This is a genomic window from Glycomyces sp. NPDC047010 (genome assembly GCF_040644205.1).
In the GTDB taxonomy this organism is placed as follows: Bacteria; Actinomycetota; Actinomycetes; order Mycobacteriales; family Micromonosporaceae; genus Glycomyces.
In genome coordinates this window covers 161,402-179,135 of sequence record NZ_JBEYVY010000010.1, presented here as the reverse complement: position 1 = coordinate 179,135, position 17,734 = coordinate 161,402, and the positions used below count along the sequence as shown (strand labels likewise).

13 protein-coding genes are annotated in these 17,734 nt (G+C 70.4%); 10 read left to right on the top strand and 3 right to left on the bottom strand.

What is annotated here, in order from left to right:
- Positions 1–5: 5 nt before the first annotated feature.
- Positions 6–782 carry an NgoMIV family type II restriction endonuclease gene (locus tag AB0A65_RS20475; protein WP_359953339.1) on the bottom strand — a complete coding sequence of 259 codons (777 nt, stop codon included), beginning with the start codon at positions 780–782 and terminating at the stop codon, positions 6–8.
- A 96-nt stretch (positions 783–878) separates the two neighbouring features.
- On the opposite strand from AB0A65_RS20475, the gene AB0A65_RS20470 reads away from it, so the two are divergent.
- The 4 genes from AB0A65_RS20470 to AB0A65_RS20455 all read left to right on the top strand — a co-directional run bounded on the left by AB0A65_RS20470 (position 879) and on the right by AB0A65_RS20455 (position 7,652).
- Positions 879–1,382, top strand: coding sequence for a very short patch repair endonuclease (locus tag AB0A65_RS20470; protein WP_359953337.1), 504 nt, complete (start codon positions 879–881; stop codon positions 1,380–1,382).
- A 75-nt stretch (positions 1,383–1,457) separates the two neighbouring features.
- The gene (gene dcm, locus AB0A65_RS20465) at positions 1,458–2,780 is read left to right on the top strand and encodes a DNA (cytosine-5-)-methyltransferase (RefSeq protein WP_359953335.1); all 1,323 of its coding nucleotides are present in this window, start codon (positions 1,458–1,460) and stop codon (positions 2,778–2,780) included.
- 107 nt (positions 2,781–2,887) lie between these two features.
- On the top strand, positions 2,888–4,528 hold the full coding sequence (locus AB0A65_RS20460) for an FAD-binding dehydrogenase (RefSeq protein WP_359953333.1): 1,641 nt from the start codon (positions 2,888–2,890) through the stop codon (positions 4,526–4,528).
- Between the two features lie 445 nt (positions 4,529–4,973).
- Entirely contained in the window at positions 4,974–7,652 is a 2,679-nt protein-coding gene (locus AB0A65_RS20455) for a transglycosylase domain-containing protein (protein ID WP_359953331.1), read from the top strand.
- Between the two features lie 55 nt (positions 7,653–7,707).
- Here the strand turns inward: AB0A65_RS20455 and AB0A65_RS20450 are convergent, their stop codons facing one another.
- Positions 7,708–8,949: an amino acid deaminase/aldolase gene (locus tag AB0A65_RS20450; RefSeq protein WP_359953329.1), complete on the bottom strand. Its 1,242-nt coding sequence runs from the start codon at positions 8,947–8,949 to the stop codon at positions 7,708–7,710.
- 92 nt (positions 8,950–9,041) lie between these two features.
- Between AB0A65_RS20450 and AB0A65_RS20445 the strand changes: the two genes are divergently transcribed.
- Positions 9,042–10,364, top strand: a complete 1,323-nt coding sequence (locus AB0A65_RS20445) for a D-arabinono-1,4-lactone oxidase (RefSeq protein WP_359953327.1) — start codon at positions 9,042–9,044, stop codon at positions 10,362–10,364.
- Between the two features lie 29 nt (positions 10,365–10,393).
- On the opposite strand, the gene AB0A65_RS20440 is transcribed toward AB0A65_RS20445, so the two are convergent.
- On the bottom strand, positions 10,394–10,798 hold the full coding sequence (locus AB0A65_RS20440; RefSeq protein WP_359953325.1) for a peptidase inhibitor family I36 protein: 405 nt from the start codon (positions 10,796–10,798) through the stop codon (positions 10,394–10,396).
- 156 nt (positions 10,799–10,954) lie between these two features.
- Here AB0A65_RS20440 and AB0A65_RS20435 point away from each other — a divergent pair, with 156 nt between their 5' ends.
- From AB0A65_RS20435 to AB0A65_RS20415, 5 genes are all read left to right on the top strand, one after another.
- Entirely contained in the window at positions 10,955–11,698 is a 744-nt protein-coding gene (locus tag AB0A65_RS20435) for a pyrimidine reductase family protein (protein WP_359953324.1), read from the top strand.
- Positions 11,691–13,403, top strand: a complete 1,713-nt coding sequence (locus tag AB0A65_RS20430) for an ATP-binding protein (protein ID WP_359953322.1) — start codon at positions 11,691–11,693, stop codon at positions 13,401–13,403. Before AB0A65_RS20435 ends, AB0A65_RS20430 begins: the two co-directional genes overlap by 8 nt.
- 11 nt (positions 13,404–13,414) lie before the next feature.
- Complete coding sequence (locus AB0A65_RS20425; protein WP_359953320.1) at positions 13,415–14,569, top strand: exonuclease SbcCD subunit D; 1,155 nt, start codon at positions 13,415–13,417, stop codon at positions 14,567–14,569.
- Positions 14,569–17,001, top strand: coding sequence for an SMC family ATPase (locus tag AB0A65_RS20420; protein ID WP_359953318.1), 2,433 nt, complete (start codon positions 14,569–14,571; stop codon positions 16,999–17,001). The genes AB0A65_RS20425 and AB0A65_RS20420 overlap by 1 nt, the downstream gene beginning before the upstream one ends.
- Positions 17,002–17,063: 62 nt before the next feature.
- Positions 17,064–17,687: a TMEM175 family protein gene (locus AB0A65_RS20415; RefSeq protein ID WP_359953316.1), complete on the top strand. Its 624-nt coding sequence runs from the start codon at positions 17,064–17,066 to the stop codon at positions 17,685–17,687.
- Positions 17,688–17,734 lie beyond the last annotated feature (47 nt).

The following is a 17,734-nucleotide window of genomic DNA, read 5'->3' as shown; positions in this document are numbered from 1 at the left end:
CCGTGTTAGCCCCTGGTCAGGTCGCCGACCAAATCGTTGAAGTCCTTGAGTCGGCGCTGCTCGGTCATTTCGTTCCAAGCCGCAATCTGCTCGCTGGTTCCGTGTGCGGGGACCGCCTCCTTCATCTCCTGGAAGGCGAGGTGGTACACGGCGTCGATCTCCCCCGTCCCCTGGGTGATAGACAGAAGACGGCTGGGAAGCGGCTCGGCAGTAACCGCGACCAGGTGAGGGGTTCGGCCTCGTCGGGCCCCGACGAGCAGCTTGAACTCCTGTCGAACGTTCTGCACTCTGTCCGACCGGATAGTCCATTTGCAGGAGACCACGGCATGCAGCAGCATCGCAGCGCCGATCCGTTTCCCGACGGTGACGTCCGGTTGGATCTGGTAGTCGGTTCCCAGCAGGAGCCGCAAATTCGGTTGTTCGGCATACAGCTTGCGGATGTCGTCAAGATAGCTGTACTGCTCGAACCGATCGATGGGTTCGGCTCCGACCCGCCACGTCCAATCGGCGTCTTTCGGGTCGAGAAGGCGGCTGCGCAGGTGCCCCTTGACCCCTTCCTCCAGAGGCAGCCCGATCCCGGTCCCGGTGCCTCCCTCCTTCCTCCCATTCAGGCCGGCCGTAACGTTGAGGGATTCGAAGACTGCGTTGGAGATCCTGGTACTCGGCGCGTTGCTGATGTCCGCGATATTCGGAGCGACGCTGAGCCCGATCGCCTTCCATGTGGCTTGATTTCCGCTGGCCTTGTAGTAGAGCAAGTCCTTGAACCAGGCTGGAGCGCTCATGAGTATCCTTCCTTGGTAGGCCCGAACCCTGGCAGCGTACCGGCCTCCAGCGCAGTCCGCGGTTCGCAGGAACCCCCCGTCTCCCGAGGGTCAGAGTTGAGTAGCACCGAGCCAGAGGAATGGAAGGCCCCTGAAGGCTCTTGGGCCTCTTCTGCGGGCAACCGGAAGAGCATGCTCGGCAACCGGAACCGGGACACCTCTCCGGAACTGGCGCTGCGGAAGCTGGTGCATGCGGCGGGCCTGCGGTACCGGGTCGCGGCGAAGCCGCTTCCGAAGATGCGGCGCACTGCCGACCTCGTTTTCAGGCCGACCAAGGTCGCGGTGTTCGTTGACGGCTGCTACTGGCACGGCTGCCCGGACCACTTCGTCCCTCCGAAGACGAATCCCGAGTACTGGCGGACCAAGATCGGCCGCAACAAGGAGCGCGACCAGGAGACGGACGAGCGGCTCAAGGCCGAAGGCTGGCTCGTCCTCCGTTTCTGGGAGCACGAGGGGGCAGAGCAATGCGCTTCGACGGTCTGCCGGGAGGTAATCTCTCGCAGGCAAAGCTCCGCGGCACCGCAGACCGCCGCCGATTCGGCAGCGGACGAGTTGTCGTAGGTGCCGATTACGCTTCGTGAGCATGTCCGGACATTCGACGCAGAGTGCCACTACATGGCTCAAGAGGGGGTTTGCATGGACGCGGAACAGCAGGGAGACAAGCTCGAAGTGGTCGAGATCTGCGCCGGCGCGGGCGGGCAGTCGCTCGGACTGGAACTGGCGGGATTCGATCACAGGCTCGCCGTAGAGCTGGACAGGAACGCGGCCCGGACGCTGGAGGAGAACCGGCCGGCCTGGAAGGTCGCGGTCGGGGACGTCGCGGACCCGGAGGTCTGGAATCCGATGGATTTCAAGGGAGTCGACCTCCTCGCCGGAGGTGTGCCGTGCCCCCCGTTCAGCATCGCAGGCAAGCAGCTCGGGGCGAACGACGAGCGCGATCTGTTCGCGTGGGCCGTCGAGCTCTGCGGACGCATGGAACCGCGCGCGCTGCTGCTTGAGAATGTGAAGGGGCTCAGCGCGAACCGCTTCACCGGCTACCGCCAGCATGTGCTTGACCGCCTCTACGAGCAGGGGTACATCGGGCGCTGGGAGCTGCTGCACGCTTCCGACTACGGCGTCTCGCAGCTCCGCCCCAGGTTCGTTCTGGTAGCGCTGAAAGAGGAGTACGCCGAGTACTTCAAATGGCCGGAGAAGAACGTCGCCCCAGCTCCGACAGTCGGCGAACTGCTCAAGGACCTCATGGGGGCGGGCGGCTGGGAAGGCGTTGAGGAGTGGTCGCGCAAGGCCAACGGCATCGCGCCGACAATCGTCGGCGGCTCGAAGAAGCACGGCGGCGCGGACCTTGGGCCTTCGCGAGCGAAGAAGGCATGGGCTGATCTTGCCGTCGATGCATGGGGGATCGCAAATGAGCCCCCCGGCCCCGGATTCAAGCCCTCGCCGCGGACAAAGGGCGAGGAAGTGACCGGTCCGAAACTCACTGCCGAAATGGTCGCCCGCATTCAGGGCTGGTACGGCGAGGAGTACGAGTGGGAGTTCACCGGCAAGAAGACGAGCCAGTACCGGCAGATCGGCAATGCGTTCCCCCCGCCGGTCGCAAGGGCGGTCGGCGAGTCTATTGCCAGCGCGCTCCGCAAAGAGCACAAGCAGACGCTTTTCGAGCATGAGAGCCGGGTCTTCGACCCTGTCTACAAGATCCTCAAGAAGGAGAGCGAGAAGAAGGTCAGCCGCTACCTCGATGCCGAGAAGATCGCCGGGATACTGGAGCGCGAGGGCACCCGGTTGAGCCACGCCGAGGTCGAGCAGCGGCTGGTCCACCTGGGCCATGACTTCGAACTGGACCGGAACGACCGGAAGAACGGGTCGGTCGGGTACCGGCTCGGGGAGTTCAAGGCGTTCCTCGGGCAGGACGACCACCAGCGCCACGAGCTCTTCTCCCAGTACCGGGCCAAGATCAGCTGATTTGCGACGGCTCTGCCGCGCCTCCTGGACCGGTTTTATTGACGGTCATCATTCCGCCTGGTATATCTGCGCTACGCGTCGGTAACAGGATGGAAGGCAGTCGGGCGATGGAGAGCGATGTTGTTGTCGTCGGGGGTGGGTTGGCTGGGTTGGTGGCTGCCTCGGAGTTGGTGCGGCTTGGGAAGAGTGTGACCGTTGTCGATCAGGAGGGCGGGCAGTCGCTTGGGGGGCAGGCGTTCTGGTCGTTCGGGGGGTTGTTCCTGGTGGACTCGCCGGAGCAGCGGTTCATGGGGATCAAGGACTCGCACGAGCTGGCGTGGCAGGACTGGGTCGGGACGGCGGGGTTCGACCGGGACGAGGACGCGTGGCCGCGGAAATGGGCCGAGGCGTACGTGGAGTTCGCATCCGGCGAGAAGCGGGCGTGGCTGCACTCGCTGGGCGTGCGGTTCTTCCCGGTGGTCGGATGGGCCGAGCGCGGCGGGTACACCGCCCAGGGGCACGGGAACTCCGTGCCGCGGTTCCACATCACCTGGGGGACGGGGCCCGGGATCATCGCGCCGTTCGTGCGGGAGGTCGAGCAGGCCGCCAAGGACGGGCGCCTGAAACTGCGGTTCCGGCACCGCGTCGACCGGCTCGACATGACGGATGGGCGGGTCACTGGGGTCTCCGGGACGCTGCTGTCGCCGGACGAGTCCGCTCGGGGCGTCTCTACGAGCCGCGAGGCGCTCGGGGAGTTCTCCATTTCCGCGGGGGCCGTGCTTGTCGCCTCCGGCGGGATCGGCGGGAACTTCGACTTGGTGCGGGCCAATTGGCCTGAGCGGCTTGGAAAAGCGCCCTCGCGGCTCATCTCCGGGGTTCCCGCGCACGTGGACGGGCGGATGCTCGGGATCGCCGAGGACGCCGGGGCGGATCTGATCAACCGGGACCGCATGTGGCACTACACCGAGGGCATCGAGAACTGGGACCCGATCTGGCCGCACCACGGTATCCGCATCCTCCCGGGGCCGTCGTCGCTGTGGCTGGACGCGACCGGGAAGCGGTTGCCCGCTCCTTACTTCCCCGGGTTCGACACCCTCGGGACGCTGGAGCACATCATGACGACCGGGCACGAGTACACGTGGTTCGTGCTCACGCAGAAGATCCTGGAGAAGGAGTTCGCCCTCTCCGGTTCGGAGCAGAACCCCGACCTCACCGGGAAGGACGTGAAGCTGCTGCTCAAGCGGGTCCTGCCGGGGGCACCCGGGCCGGTGGAGGCGTTCAAGAAGCACGGCGCGGACTTCGCGGTGGCGGAGACGCTGCCGGAGCTGGTGGCGAAGATGAACGCGATCACCGGGGAGGGCCTGCTGGAGTACGAGACCGTGCGGGCCGCCGTGGAGGCGCGGGACGCCGAGATGGGGAACAAGTTCACGAAGGACTTGCAGGTCACGGCGTTGCGGGGCGCGAGGAACTACCGGGGCGACAAGCTGATCCGGGTCGCCTCGCCGCACCGGCTGCTGGACCCGAAGGCCGGGCCGCTGATCGGGGTGCGGCTGAACCTGCTGACGAGGAAGACCCTCGGCGGGCTGCACACCGACCTGGACGGGCGGGTGCTGAAGGCCGACGGGACGCCGCTGCCGGGGCTGTTCGCGGCCGGGGAGGCCGCCGGGTTCGGCGGGGGCGGGATGCACGGGTACCGGTCGCTGGAGGGGACGTTCCTGGGCGGGTGCCTGTTCTCGGGACGCCAGGCCGCGAGGGGTGCGGCCAAGTAGCGGGTGAAATGAGTCACGAGGGTGAACGACCGTGAACGGTTGAGGTGTCCGGAATGTCGGCGCGACTGCCCGGACCAGGCGCGGTGGGACGGAAGGAGAGTCGCACCAGCGGTCTAAGGTGGGCGATAAGCGGCGTTCCTCACCCGCGAATCCGAGCACTCCTCGCCTACCGGGCGTGGTCCGCTAGCATCCAAGGTTCTGCGGGTGCCGGCCGGACCCACCACCCTTCGGCAGCGCTCGCCGAAGCCGACTCGGACCGCGCGTCGAGGACCGGCACCTCACAACTCGTGGATGGTTGAGCATGAGCGACTTTTACCGCCCCGCCCAAGGCCCCTCGGCCGGACCTCCCGGATCTCCCGCAGGGCCTCCGGCAGGGCCGCGACCCGGCTTCCAGGCGAGCCCGCCACCCGGGCTCCCGCCGGGACACGGTGCACCGCCGCCCCCGATGGGTCCGCCCGCGGGCCCGCCGCCCGGACCGCCCGCAGGGGTCCCCGGGCCCGGCGTCCCCCCCGGCCCCGCGGCGGGACGCGCCGGCGTCGGCCGCGCCTCGGTCGTCGGCGCCGCCAGGCCGAAGTCCGGCCCCGGCACTCCCCCGCCCGGCGGCAAGAAGCGGAAGAAGAAGATCTCCGTGCGCCGCCGCCGCGTCTACGCGGCCCTCATCATGGTCTGCCTGATGATGCTCGGCGCGGTGACGGTGGCCGGCTCCTGGTTCTTCCAGAACGTGCCCGCCCCGAAAGACCTCAAGTTCGGCGAGTCCACCTCGATCACCTACGCGGACGGCACGCTCGTCGCCGGGTACGGCGAGTACACCCGCAAGCTCGTCGACTCCTACGACAAGCTGCCCCCGCAGGTCGTCTGGTCGCTCCTGGCCCTGGAGGACAAGGACTTCTTCGAGCACGACGGCGTCGACTACAAGGGCACCATGCGCGCCCTCGTCAACAACGTCACCGGCGGCGACACCCAGGGCGCGTCCACGATCAGCCAGCAGTACGCGGGCATGGTCATGGACATCCGCGACGACGTCTCCTACGGCCGCAAGGCCAAAGAGGCCGTCATGGCGATGAAGCTGGAGCAGCAGTACTCCAAGGAGGACATCCTGCTGCACTACCTGAACCTGAACTTCTACGGCCGCGGCAGCTACGGCATCGCCGCCGCCGCCGAGGTCTGGTTCGGCGTCCCGCTCGAAGAGATCACCTGGGGCCAGGCCACGATGCTCACCATGCAGGTCAAGGCCGGCGACGGCTCCTTCGACCCGCGCCTGGCCGACGAGACCAGCACCGCCCCCGCGGACCGGTGGACGCACGGCATGGAATCCCTGCTGACCATGACCGACGACCTCAGCGAGGAGCAGATCGCCGCGATCCAGGCCGAACTGGACGCCGGGATGCCCGAGACCCGCGAGGCGCTGGAGAACCCGGGCACCTGGGGCCACAACACCCCCACCGGGTTCATCACCAACCCGAACGACGGCTACATCTGGGACGAGCTGGAGAGCCGCTACGGCCTCACCCAGAACGACTTCTACGGCAAGGACGCGGGCACCGGCGGCTACACCGTCCAGCTCACCATCGACCCGGAGATCCAGGCGGCCGCGTACTCGACCGCCAGCCGCGGCGACCTCCGCCGCGTCAAGGACGACGACGAGAACATGCTCAACGCCGAGGGCGAGATCGTCACCGACGTCAACGAGGCCGAGGTGTACCTCAACGACGACGGTTTCTCGGAGTTCACGAACTCGAACGACGACGCCGCGCTGGCCGACCAGAACAAGTCGATGGCCGACGCCGTCGTCGCCGTCGAACCCGGCACCGGCCGGGTCCTCGGCTACTACGGCGGCGAGAACGGCCTCGGCGTCGACAAGGCCGGGATCGAGAACCCGCACCCGCCGTCGTCGACGTTCAAGATGATCACCGCCGCGACCGCCATCGAGCACGGCGCCTCGATCGACTCGTGGTGGACCTCGGACTCGCCGCGCGAGTTCGACACCATGGAGGGCATCGGCGACGGCACCATCTCGAACGCGGGCCGCACCGAGAACACCGACCGGACCCTGACCGACGCGGTCCGCGACTCGCGGAACACGCCCATGTACCAGATCGCCGAGACCTACGGGGCCACCGCGATCCTGGAGAACGCCATCCAGATGGGCCTGCGGACCCTGAGCCAGAACGAGGACGGCGTCGCGGTCACCTACAAGTTCTACATCGAGGACGACGGCACCATCACCTACTCGCGACACGGCACCCGCGAGAACGAGGACGGCTCCTTCGCGACCGACTCGAACGGGAACGTCGACCCGCTCGCGCCGCTCGACGAGATCAACGAGGACGGGTCGCCCGTGCGCACCCCGCTCGACCTGGACTCGCCGAACTCGCCGTTCTACTACCACATCTCGTTCGGCCAGTACCCGACCTCGGTGAAGGACATGGCGACCGTGTACGCGACCATCGCGAACGACGGCGTCTACAACGAGACCCACTTCGTGGAGAAGGTCCTCGACCGCGACGGCAACGAGGTCCCCGAGATCCGGCCGCTGGAGCAGACCGCGGCGATCGACGCGAGCATCGCCCGCAACCTCCAGTGGGTCGGCTCCGAGATCGAGGGCGACGGCGGCGCCGTCGCCAACCCCTACACCGGCAAGACCGGTACGTGGGAGGCCAACTGGGACGGGTACGACAACGCCAACGCCCACACCTGGTACGTCGGCGCGATCAAGCAGCTGAGCATCGCCGCCTGGGTCGGCAACGCGACCGCCGAGTCGGCGCCGCTGCTGAACAAGGACGGCGGCACCGACAACCTCTTCGGCGGCACCCTGAGCTACCCGGTCTGGAAGCAGTTCATGGACGACGCCATCGAGGCCAAGGGGTACGAGCAGGTCCCCTGGACCGAGGCCGACCACCAGGGCAGCGCGATCGTCGACGGCATCGTCAACCCGGACGGCACGATCGACTCGGACAGCCCGTACTGCGCGACCGCGGCGGGCCAGGCCGACACCCGCTGCGGCGTCCCGACGCCGCCGGGCGGCGGGGGCGAGGAGTGCACGCCGATCATGGAATGGCTGGGCCAGTGCACGCCGACCGACGGGAACGGCGGCAACGGCAACGGCCGCGGCGAGGACGACTAGCAAGACGTGAGAAGGCCCGGCGGGATCACTCCCGCCGGGCCTTTCTCGTTGCGGCTCACACGAACGCGCGGCCCTCCCCGCGGTAGGTCGGGACCTCGTCCACGACCTCGCCGCGCTGGATCAGGTGGATCGTGTTGACGCGCTCGGCGAGCTCCCCGGCCTTGGCATGGCGCATCCAGATGCGGTCGCCGATGGCGAGCGCGTCGGCGGCGCGGCCGCGCAGAGGCGTCTGGACTTCGCCGGCGCCCTCGGTCTTGGAGTAGCGGAGCCCGGCGGGGAACGCGGGCTTGGGAAGGCGGTCGGGGCCGGGGACGCCGGAGGCGATCCAGCCGCCGCCGAGGGCGGTCACGATGCCGCGCTTGGGCCTGCGCACGACGGGGAGCGCGAAGAACGCGGCCGGGAGCGGCCGGATCGAGCGGTAGCCGTCGAACAGGGCGGGCGAGTAGAGGCCGGACCCGGCGGCGATCTCGGTGACCGAGGGGTCGGCGGCGGTGGAGATGACCGAGCCGGTGCCGCCGCCGTTGACGAATTCGAGGTCGGTGACGCGGCGGACGGCGGCGACGGCCTCGGCGCGGCGCTCGGCGAGCTCGGCCTTGGAGACGGCCTGCATGAGCCGCACCAGGGGCGAGCGCAGCGCAGCGGCACTGAAGGCGTCCTGGACGCCCGCGATCTGGCCCTCGTAGCCCATGATGCCGACGAGGTGGACGCCCGGCCGCTTGTCGATCTCGTGGGCCATGTCGAGGGCCTGGTCGGGGTTGCGGACCGGGGACCGGTAGGCGCCGATGTGGACGCGGCCGCCGAGGAGTTCGAGCGAGACGTCGAGTTCGAGGCACAGCCGCAGGGGCCGCGAGGGGTTCGGTTCGACGTGGCGGGCGAGGAAGTCGAGGTGCTCGACGGAGTCGACCATGAGGGTGATGCGGCGCGCGAGGCGGTCGTCGGCGGCCAGCGCGCGGAGCGCGTCGGTGTCGGCGGTGGGGTAGGCGACGACGACGTCGTCGAACTCCTCGGCGAGCCAGAGGGCCTCGGGGAGCGTGAACCCGAGGATGCCCTTGAAGCCGGGCTGGGCGAGGGCGCGCCGCATGAGGGGGCGGCAGCGCAGGGACTTGCTGGCGAGGCGCAGCGGTTTGCCGATGGCGTTGCGGCGCAGGATGGCCGCGTTCGTGTCGAAGGCGTCCAGATCGACCGCGGCGAACGGCGGCTGCAACCCCCGCGTCGCCCGGTCGAGGACGCCGAACCGCTGGTCGGCGGCGCCTTGCACGGCGGCCCCTGGCGAGCCCGTCACTCCCTGATAGCCCATCCGACTTCCCTTCTGGCGCTCAACTGGGGTTAGATGAAAGCTACCGTGAAGTACACCTCGTATTCAACAGAGTCGTTGGAAGGACCGCCGCCATGGGGACCCCCGTCGCCGAGAACGCACACTGGCAGAACTGGTCGCGAACCGAGGGCGCCGAGCCGGTGCGGACGGTGCGCCCGACGACGTCCGAGGAGCTCGCGGCCGCGGTCGGCGCCGCGGCGGAGGACGGGCTGCGGGTGAAGGCGGTCGGCTCGGGGCACTCGTTCAGTGCGATCGCGGTGCCCGAGGGCGTGCGGGTGGACATGGGCGGGCTGGACGAGGTCGTGGCGGTGGACCCGAAGTCGGGGCTGGTCACCGTGGAGGCGGGGATGACGCTGGGGGCCCTGAACACGGTCCTCGACGCGCACGGCCTGGCCCTGGAGAACATGGGCGACATCGACGCGCAGACGATCTCGGGGGCGATCTCGACGGGGACGCACGGCACCGGGGACCGGTACCGGGGGTTCGCGTGGCAGGTCAAGGGCCTGAAGCTGGTGCTCGCGAACGGTGAGGCCGTGCAGTGCACGGAGTTCGAGCGGCCGGAGCTGTTCGCGGCCGCGCGGCTGGGCCTGGGCGCGGTCGGGGTGATCACGGAGGTGACGCTCCAGTGCGTGCCGGCGTTCCGGCTGCACGCGGTGGAGCGGCCCGAGCGGCTCGGGGCGGTCCTGGAGGGCCTGGACGAGCTGGTCGCGGAGAACGACCACTTCGAGTTCTACTGGTTCCCGCACACGGACCGGACGCTGACGAAGCGGAACAACCGGCACGCGATGTCGGAGCCGTCGCGGTCGCCGAGCCGCCTGTCGTACTGGTGGAACGAGACGTTCACGGAGAACGCGCTGTTCTCGGCGAGCAACCGGGTCGGGGTGCGGTTCCCGTCGATGGTGCCGGGGCTGAACCGGGTGGCGGGCCGGGTGTGGAGCGCCCGGGAGTACACGGACCGGTCGCACCGGATCTTCACGTCGCCGCGGACGGTGCGGTTCCGGGAGATGGAGTACGCGCTGCCGCGGGAGGCGCTGCCGTCGGTGCTGCGGGAGCTGCAGGCGCTGGTGGAGCGGGAGGGGCACACGGTGTCGTTCCCGGTGGAGGTGCGGTTCGCGGCGGCGGACGACATCTGGCTGTCGACGGCGCAGGGGCGGCGGACGGCGTACGTGGCGGTGCACCAGTTCCACCGGCACGACCACGTGCCGTACTTCCGGGACTGCGAGGCGGTGTTCGACGCGGCGGAGGGGCGCCCGCACTGGGGGAAGATGCACACGCTGGGCGCGGAGCAGCTGTCGCGGCGGTACAAGCACTTCGAGGACTTCCGGCGGGTGCGCGACGAGGTGGACCCGGAGCGGCGCTTCGCGAACGCGTACCTGGACGGGGTGCTGGGGGCCTGACGGCGGCGGGGCCGCCGCCAGGCGGCCCGCTAGCAGGAGCTCTGGGTCATGAGGCTCTCGGCGTCGTCGTTGAAGCCGACCTCTTTGAAGTTCTGGATCGGCTGGTACGCGTGGATGCAGTACGAGTCGCCCTGGGCGCCGTCGTCGGCGTAGACGACCACGGCCCAGCCGGTGCGGTTGAGGGCGGAGCTGATCTCGTTGTCGCCGTTCCAGCCGCCGATCTCGAAGATCTGGCCGGTGCCGGAGGGCTGCCAGTTGACCCACTTGTCGCCGCCGTACCCGGCGTCCTCCCACATGCAGACGTACCCGGCCTCGCAGGTCCCGGCCTCGGGGACGGGGGCGGCGGCGGCCGATCCGGCGGTGAGCGCGGTGGCGGCGGCCACGGCGGCCCCGGTCGCGGCGAGTCCGGTCCTGATCCGTCGTGCAGTGGACATCTTCGTCTCCTTCGTTCGGATGCGGTTGCGCCGGATGGCGACTCGTCGCTTTCCGCGATCGGGTCATGACACAACGCGAATGAGTTTACGGATTCCGGGGGGCGCCGGGCCGAGTTCGGGGATTCCGCTGTCGGAGGGGTGGGCTAGGTTTCAGCGGTGGCAGACGTGCTGTACCGAAAACTCGATGAACTGACCGATGACCAGGTCTACGAGGCGTATGCGCCGCCGGAGCCGGATTGGCTGCGGGTGAACTTCGTGTCCAGCGCCGACGGCGCGGCAACCCTGGAGGGCCTGTCGGGCCCGCTCTCGGGGGCGGAGGACAAGCGGGTCTTCAAGGTCCTGCGGGCGCGGTGCGACGTGCTCCTGGCCGGGTCGGGCACGGTGCGCGCCGAGGGGTACGGGCCGCTGGTGCTCTCGGAGGACCGGATGGCGTGGCGGCGGGCGCAGGGCCTGCCGGAGGTGCCGGTGATGGCGATCGCCTCGCGCACGGCGAGCCTGGACCCGGAGTCGGGGATCTTCACGGAGGCGCCGCGGAGGCCGATCCTCATCGTCCCGGCGGACCTGCCGGAGGAGGCGGTCGAGCCGTTCAGGGACGTCGCCGACGTGATCGCCGTCGGCACCGGCGAAGTGGACTTCACCGCGGCCGTCGCGGCGCTGCGGGCGCGGGGACTGCGGCAGGTCCTCTGCGAGGGCGGGCCGCACGTGTTCGGATCGTTGATCGCCGCGGGGCTCGCCGACGAACTGGACCTGACGGTCTCGCCGCTGCTCGTCGGCGCGGGCCCGATCCGCATCGCGGAGGGCGATCCGGCCGCGGAAGCGGTGCCGCTCCGGCTGCGACACGTCCTCGAAGCCGGGGGCAATCTCATCCTGCGCTATCTGCGAGGATCGTCAGATGAGTGAATCGGTGGGCCGCGTGCTGGGCACGGAGGACGCGACGCCCCTGTCGTTCTGGGTCGGGGTCGGGCCGGAGGCGTACGCGCAGCTGGACGACGTGCTCACCACCGAGCGGCAGGTCCCGGGGGTCGGCACGGTCCGCATCTCCGGGGTGGTCACGTCGGTGCGCAGCCGCCACGAGGGCGCCCAGTTCGACTCGGACGTGTTCGACATCGCCGGGGGGCTGCTCCCCGCGCAGGTGCAGGAGGCCGCCGAGGTCACGGTGACCCGCGTCGAGCCGGAGGTGTTCGTGCCGCCGCGGCCGGGCGCCGAGGTGCAGCGGGCCTCCGGTGAGGACCGCGACCGGGCCCTGTACTTCGACGGCATGGCCCGCCAAGTGCCCCTCGGGTTCTCGCGCGACGGCCAGCCGGTGTTCCTGAACCCGGACTTCCTCGACGGCACGCGCGGCGCGCACGTGTCGATCTCGGGCATCTCCGGCGTCGCCACGAAGACCTCGTTCGCGACGTGGATGCTGTACTCGCTGCTGCACTCCGGCGCCCTGGGCGCGGAGGCCGCGAACACGAAGGCGCTCATCTTCAACGTCAAGGGCGAGGACCTGCTGCTCCTCGACCACGACAACACGAAGATCGACGACACGGTGCGCGACTCGTACCGGCGCCTGGGCATGGAGCCCGGCGCGTTCAAGTCCGTGGAGGTGCTCGCGCCGCCGCGCGAGGGGGACTCCAACGGCATCCCGGACGTGGCGTGCCGGTCCACCGGCGTCGACGCGTTCTACTGGACGCTCGCCGAGTTCTGCCAGCTCAACCTGCTGCCGTTCGTGTTCGCCGACGGCGACGACGACCGCCAGCAGTACACGATGGTCGTCCACCAGGTGGCCGCGCGGCTGCGCAAGGAGGCCCGCCCCAAGGACAACGGCGCGATCAGCGTCGACGGGCGGCTCCTCACCAGCTACCGGGACCTCGTGGACCTCATCTGCGAGCGGCTCGCCGACGACGACACCCGCACCGAGTGGGCCGGGTCGGCGATCGGCCTGGGCACGGTGAACGCGTTCATCCGGCGGCTCATCGCCTCCGGGCGCGACATCGGCCGGCTCATCCGCGGCGACCTGCCGCCCCGCGGCGCGGCGCTCTCGTCGGACGCGCAGGTGACAGTGGTCGACCTGCACAACCTGCCCGACCGGGCGCAGCGGTTCGTCGTCGGCGTGGTGCTGCGCAGCGAGTTCGAGCGCAAGGAGAAGGCGGGCACGGCCCGGCCGCTCCAGTTCGTGGTCCTGGACGAGCTGAACAAGTACGCGCCGCGCGAGGGCACCAGCCCGATCAAGGACATCCTGCTCGACATCGCCGAGCGCGGCCGCTCGCTGGGGGTCATCCTCATCGGCGCCCAGCAGACCGCGTCCGAAGTGGAGCGGCGCATCGCGTCGAACTCGGCGATCCGCGTCGTCGGCCGCCTCGACGCGGCCGAGGCCACGCGCCCCGAGTACGGGTTCCTCACCCAGGCGCAGCGCATGCGCGTGCTCATGGCCAAGCCCGGCACCATGTTCGTGGCCCAGCCCGAGCTCCCCGTCCCCCTCGTGGTGAACTTCCCGTTCCCCGCGTGGGCCACCCGCCCCGCCGAGGCCGGGTCCGCCCCGGCCGCCACCGCACGGTCGGTTACCGCCAAGGTCGACCCCTTCGACCTCGCCGGAGACGACGAAGACGACATTCCGTTCTAGGGGTTCAAGCAATGCGGATTCTCCACACGTCCGACTGGCACGTCGGCGTCACGTTGAAGGGCCGCCCGCGGCTCGACGAGCAGCGCGCGGTCTTCAAGCAGATCGTCGACGTCGCCAAAGCCGAGGACGTGGACCTCGTGATCGTCGCCGGGGACCTGTTCGACACCGCCTCGCCCTCCAGCGAGGCGCAGAAGCTCCTGACCGCGGCCCTGTCCGCGCTGCGCCGCACCGGCGCCGAAGTGGTCGTCGTGGCCGGGAACCACGACAACGGCAAGGCCCTCGACGCCCTGCGCGAATGGGCCCACGCCGCTGGCATCCACCTGCGCGGCAGCCTCGGCAAGGCCGCCGACCACCTCATCACCGGGGAGACGAAGGACGGCGAGCGGTGGAAGTGCGCGGCCCTGCCGTTCATCGCCCAGCGCCACGCCGTGCGCGCCGCCGAGCTGTTCGAGCTGGGCGCGGCCGGGGCCGAGGCGAACTACGCCGACCACCTGCGGCGCCTCGTCGCCGCGCTCACGCAGGACTTCGGCGCCGACACCGTCAACCTGTTCACCGGGCACCTGACGGTGGTCGGGGGCAAAGTCGGCGGCGGCGAGCGCGAGGTCCACACCGTGGCCGACTACGCCGTCCCCGCCGCGATCTTCCCTCCCACCACTTCGTATGTGGCCCTGGGGCACCTGCACCGGGCCCAGTCGATCGTCGGGCCCTGCCCGATCCGGTACTCCGGCGCCCCGATCGCCGTGGACTTCGGCGAGGAGGACCACACGCCGGGCGTCGCGATCGTCGAGGTCAGCGCCGGGGTCCCCGCGAAGGTGCGGACCGTGCCGCTCACCGAGGCCGTGCCGCTCCAGACCGTGCGCGGGAACCTGGAGACCCTCGCGAAGACCGAGGCGGACGAACGGGCGTGGCTGCGCGTGTTCGTCACCGAGCCCGCCCGGGCCGGGCTGCGCGCCGAGGTCGCCGACCTGTTCCCGACCGCCGTCCAGATCCACATCGACCCGGTCATGCGCCTGGAGCAGAAGACGCCGCGCGAGCGGCGGTCCGGGAGGAGCCCCGGCGAGCTGTTCGGCACGTACCTGACCGAGAACGGGCACGACGACCCGGCGGTCGCCAAGCTGTTCTCGTCGCTGTACGAGGACACCCAGACCGTCTCCGAGGAGGCCTGATGCGCCCGATCCGGCTGGACCTCAACGGCTTCGCGTCCTACACGGGCTCGGAGACCTTCGACTTCACCGACGTGGACTTCTTCGCGCTCACCGGGCCCACCGGGGCCGGGAAGTCCACCGTGCTCGACGCGATCTGCTTCGCGCTCTACGGGCGCACGCCGCGGTGGCGGGTGAACACCACCCAGAACGCCCTCGCGCCGTCCGCAGTGGAGGGACGGGTGCGGCTCGTGTTCGCCGCCGCCGGGACCCACTACGTCGCCACGCGCATCCTGCGCCGCGACCGCAACGGCAAGGTCAAGACCACCACGGCCGCACTGGAGCAGCTCCCCGAAGGCGTCGACCCCGCCGACGACGAGTCGCTCGTGGAGGGCCTGGGCCGCGCGCTCGCGGGCAGCCCCAGCGAGGTCTCGAACGCCGCCGAGCGCGTCATCGGCCTGCCGTTCGAGCAGTTCACCAAGTGCGTGCTCCTCCCCCAGGGCGAGTTCGCGGAGTTCCTCCACGCCTCTCCCGCCGACCGCCGCAAGATCCTGGAGAACCTCCTCGGGCACAGCGTGTACCGGCGGGTCCAGCAGCTCGCGGGCGCCAAGCGCGACGCCGCCACGACCGCGATGAAGACCCTGGAGGCGCAGCTCGCCCGCGTCCCGGCCGTGGCCGACGCCGAACTCGCGGCCGCCGCCGAACGCGTCGAGCAGCTGGAGAAGCTCACCGAGCCCGTGCGCGACAAGGCGAACGCCCTCGACGGGCTCGCCGCCGCCGTGGACACGGCCCGCAGGCGCCTCGCCGAGGCGGAGGCGAACCTCGCGTCCCTCACGTACATCAAGCGGCCCGACGGCGTCGCCGACATCGCCGCGCAGGTCGCCGACGCCGCGACCGCGGTGGCCGCCAAGGCGGCCGAGGTGGAGGCGACCGAGACCGAGGACGAGCGGCTCCGCGGCGAACTCGACGGCCTCGACCTCGCGCTCATCGAACGCCAGCTCAAAGCCTGGGCCGAGCTCGCCGAGACCCAGTCGAAGCTGAAGACCGGCCTGGAGCTCACCGAGGAGCTGCGCGACCAGTACGCCGAGGCGAAGGAGCTGGAGGAGGCCGCCGGGGAAGAGGTCGAGATCCAGCACGCGTCCCTCCACAAGGTCCGGATGGCCGAACTCGCCGGGACCCTCCGGGCCGGGCTCGCCGTCGGCGACGAGTGCCCCGTGTGCGACCGGCCCGTCGAAACGGTGCCCGAGCACGACCTCTCCGAGTCCATGCAGCAGGCCGAGGAGGCCTCCCGCACGGCCACCATCGAGCACCGCGACGCGCAGGCCGCCGTCGTCGCGCTCCAGACGAAGCTGGAGAACTACGAGGAGCGGCTCACCGAGCTGCGCCTCGCCGAAGGGCGCCTGAAGAAACGCCTCGAAGGCGTCGACGAACCGCCTGCGCTGCAAGCGAAGCGCTCGTCCTCCGAGGAGGCGCGGCAGCAGCTCGCGGGCACCGGCGCGGCCCTCAAGGCCGCCCGGCGGGCCCTGCGCGAGGCCGAGAAGCGCAAGCAGGCCGCCGACGAGCGCCAGCAGCGGGCCTGGAAGGAGTTCCAGCACGCCCGCGACCAGGTCGGCGCGCTGGCCCCGCCCGCCGCCGGGGACGAGCTGGCCGCGAGCTGGGAGGCCCTCGTCGGCTGGGCCGCGGCCTCGCTGGAGCGGGCCGGGACCGAGCGCGAGGCGGCCCGGACCGAGCTGACCGGGCTCGACGGCCGCGCCGCGACCCTCCGCGGGGAGCTGCGGCTCTCCTTGGGCGAGTTCGACATCGACGTGCCGCGCACCGGCACCGGCGGCGACTACGTCGGCAAGCACGCCGCCGCCGTCGAATCCGCGAAGGCCGCGTCCGCGCGGCTGCGCGACGCCCGCGCCCAGCGCGTGGACCTGGAGGCCGAGACCCGCCGCTTCGCGCACGAGGCCGAGGTCGCGAAGGCCCTCGCGTCCCACCTGGAGGCGCGGCGGTTCATGGAGTGGCTCCTGTCGGAGGCGCTCGACGAGCTCGTGGCGGGCGCGACGGTGATGCTCAACCAGATCACCGCGGGCCAGTACGACCTGATCTACCGGGAGCAGGACTTCTGGGTCGTGGACCACCACGACGCGGACATGGCGCGCCCGGCGCGGAGCCTCTCGGGCGGCGAGACGTTCGCGGCCTCGCTGTCGCTGGCGCTCGCGCTGAGCGACCAGCTCGCGAGCCTCGCGCGGCACGGCGCGTGCCTGGAGTCGATCATCCTGGACGAGGGGTTCGGGACGCTCGACCCGGAGACCCTCGACGCGGTCGCCACGACCCTGGAGGCCCTGACGCTGTCGGCCGGGCGCACGGTGGGCCTGGTGACGCACGTGCCGGAGCTGGCCGAGCGGGTGCCCGTGCGGTTCCGGATCACGAAGGACGCCAAGGGGTCCCACGTCGAGAAGAGCTTCACCTGAGCGGCCGCGCGCACGTGCAGTAGGCTCATGTCCGCTAATTCGACAGCGACGGAGGGCACCGGATGACCGAGAAGCCGCACGGCCTTGAGCGGATGATCTTCTTCTCCGACGCGGTCATCGCGATCATGCTGACCCTCCTCGCACTCGAACTGCCCGTCCCCGAAGGGGACTCGCTGAAGGTGCTCCTGGCCTCGCTCGGCGGGCACGGGGACGAGTACCTCGCGTTCGGCGTCTCGTTCGCCGTGATCGCGGCGACCTGGGTGGCCCACCACATGCTGTTCTCGCACGTGGTCCGCGCGGACCAGGCGCTCATCACCCTGAACCTGGTCGCGCTGCTCGCGTACATCCTGGTGCCGTGGGCGAGCAAGACCCTCGCCGAGACCGACGGCGGCGCCGGGGTCGCGGTCTACTCCGCGGTCATGGCGTTCCTGGGTTTCGCGATGCTGATGGTGGTGCGCCACGTCGACAAGCGCGGGCTGCTCGCGCCCGACACGCCGCGGCCGGTGATCGCCGGAATCCGGGCCTGGACGCTCACGACGATGGCGATGTTCGCCGTCTCGATTCCGCTCTCGCTGCTCGTCAGCAGGTGGATCACGGTGTTCTGGGCGGTCGGCTACCTGGGGCTGCGCCTCGCCGCGGCCCTGTACACGCGAGCGGGGAGCAAGGCGGAGCCCGCCGCCGGGTAGCGGCCGGGCCCCGCGTGCCGGGGGCCACATCGGATTCGTTCATCTCC

Excerpts from the sequence above, each read along its gene's own strand:
- AB0A65_RS20425 (WP_359953320.1), top strand. The coding sequence starts at position 13,415 with ATGCGGATTCTCCACACGTCCGACTGGCACGTCGGCGTCACGTTGAAG.
- AB0A65_RS20420 (WP_359953318.1), top strand. The coding sequence starts at position 14,569 with ATGCGCCCGATCCGGCTGGACCTCAACGGCTTCGCGTCCTACACGGGC.
- AB0A65_RS20445 (WP_359953327.1), top strand. The coding sequence starts at position 9,042 with ATGGGGACCCCCGTCGCCGAGAACGCACACTGGCAGAACTGGTCGCGA.
- AB0A65_RS20450 (WP_359953329.1), bottom strand. The coding sequence starts at position 8,949 with ATGGGCTATCAGGGAGTGACGGGCTCGCCAGGGGCCGCCGTGCAAGGC.
- AB0A65_RS20430 (WP_359953322.1), top strand. The coding sequence starts at position 11,691 with ATGAGTGAATCGGTGGGCCGCGTGCTGGGCACGGAGGACGCGACGCCC.
- AB0A65_RS20460 (WP_359953333.1), top strand. The coding sequence starts at position 2,888 with ATGGAGAGCGATGTTGTTGTCGTCGGGGGTGGGTTGGCTGGGTTGGTG.
- AB0A65_RS20440 (WP_359953325.1), bottom strand. The coding sequence starts at position 10,798 with ATGTCCACTGCACGACGGATCAGGACCGGACTCGCCGCGACCGGGGCC.
- AB0A65_RS20415 (WP_359953316.1), top strand. The coding sequence starts at position 17,064 with ATGACCGAGAAGCCGCACGGCCTTGAGCGGATGATCTTCTTCTCCGAC.
- dcm (WP_359953335.1), top strand. The coding sequence starts at position 1,458 with ATGGACGCGGAACAGCAGGGAGACAAGCTCGAAGTGGTCGAGATCTGC.
- AB0A65_RS20475 (WP_359953339.1), bottom strand. The coding sequence starts at position 782 with ATGAGCGCTCCAGCCTGGTTCAAGGACTTGCTCTACTACAAGGCCAGC.
- AB0A65_RS20455 (WP_359953331.1), top strand. The coding sequence starts at position 4,974 with ATGGGTCCGCCCGCGGGCCCGCCGCCCGGACCGCCCGCAGGGGTCCCC.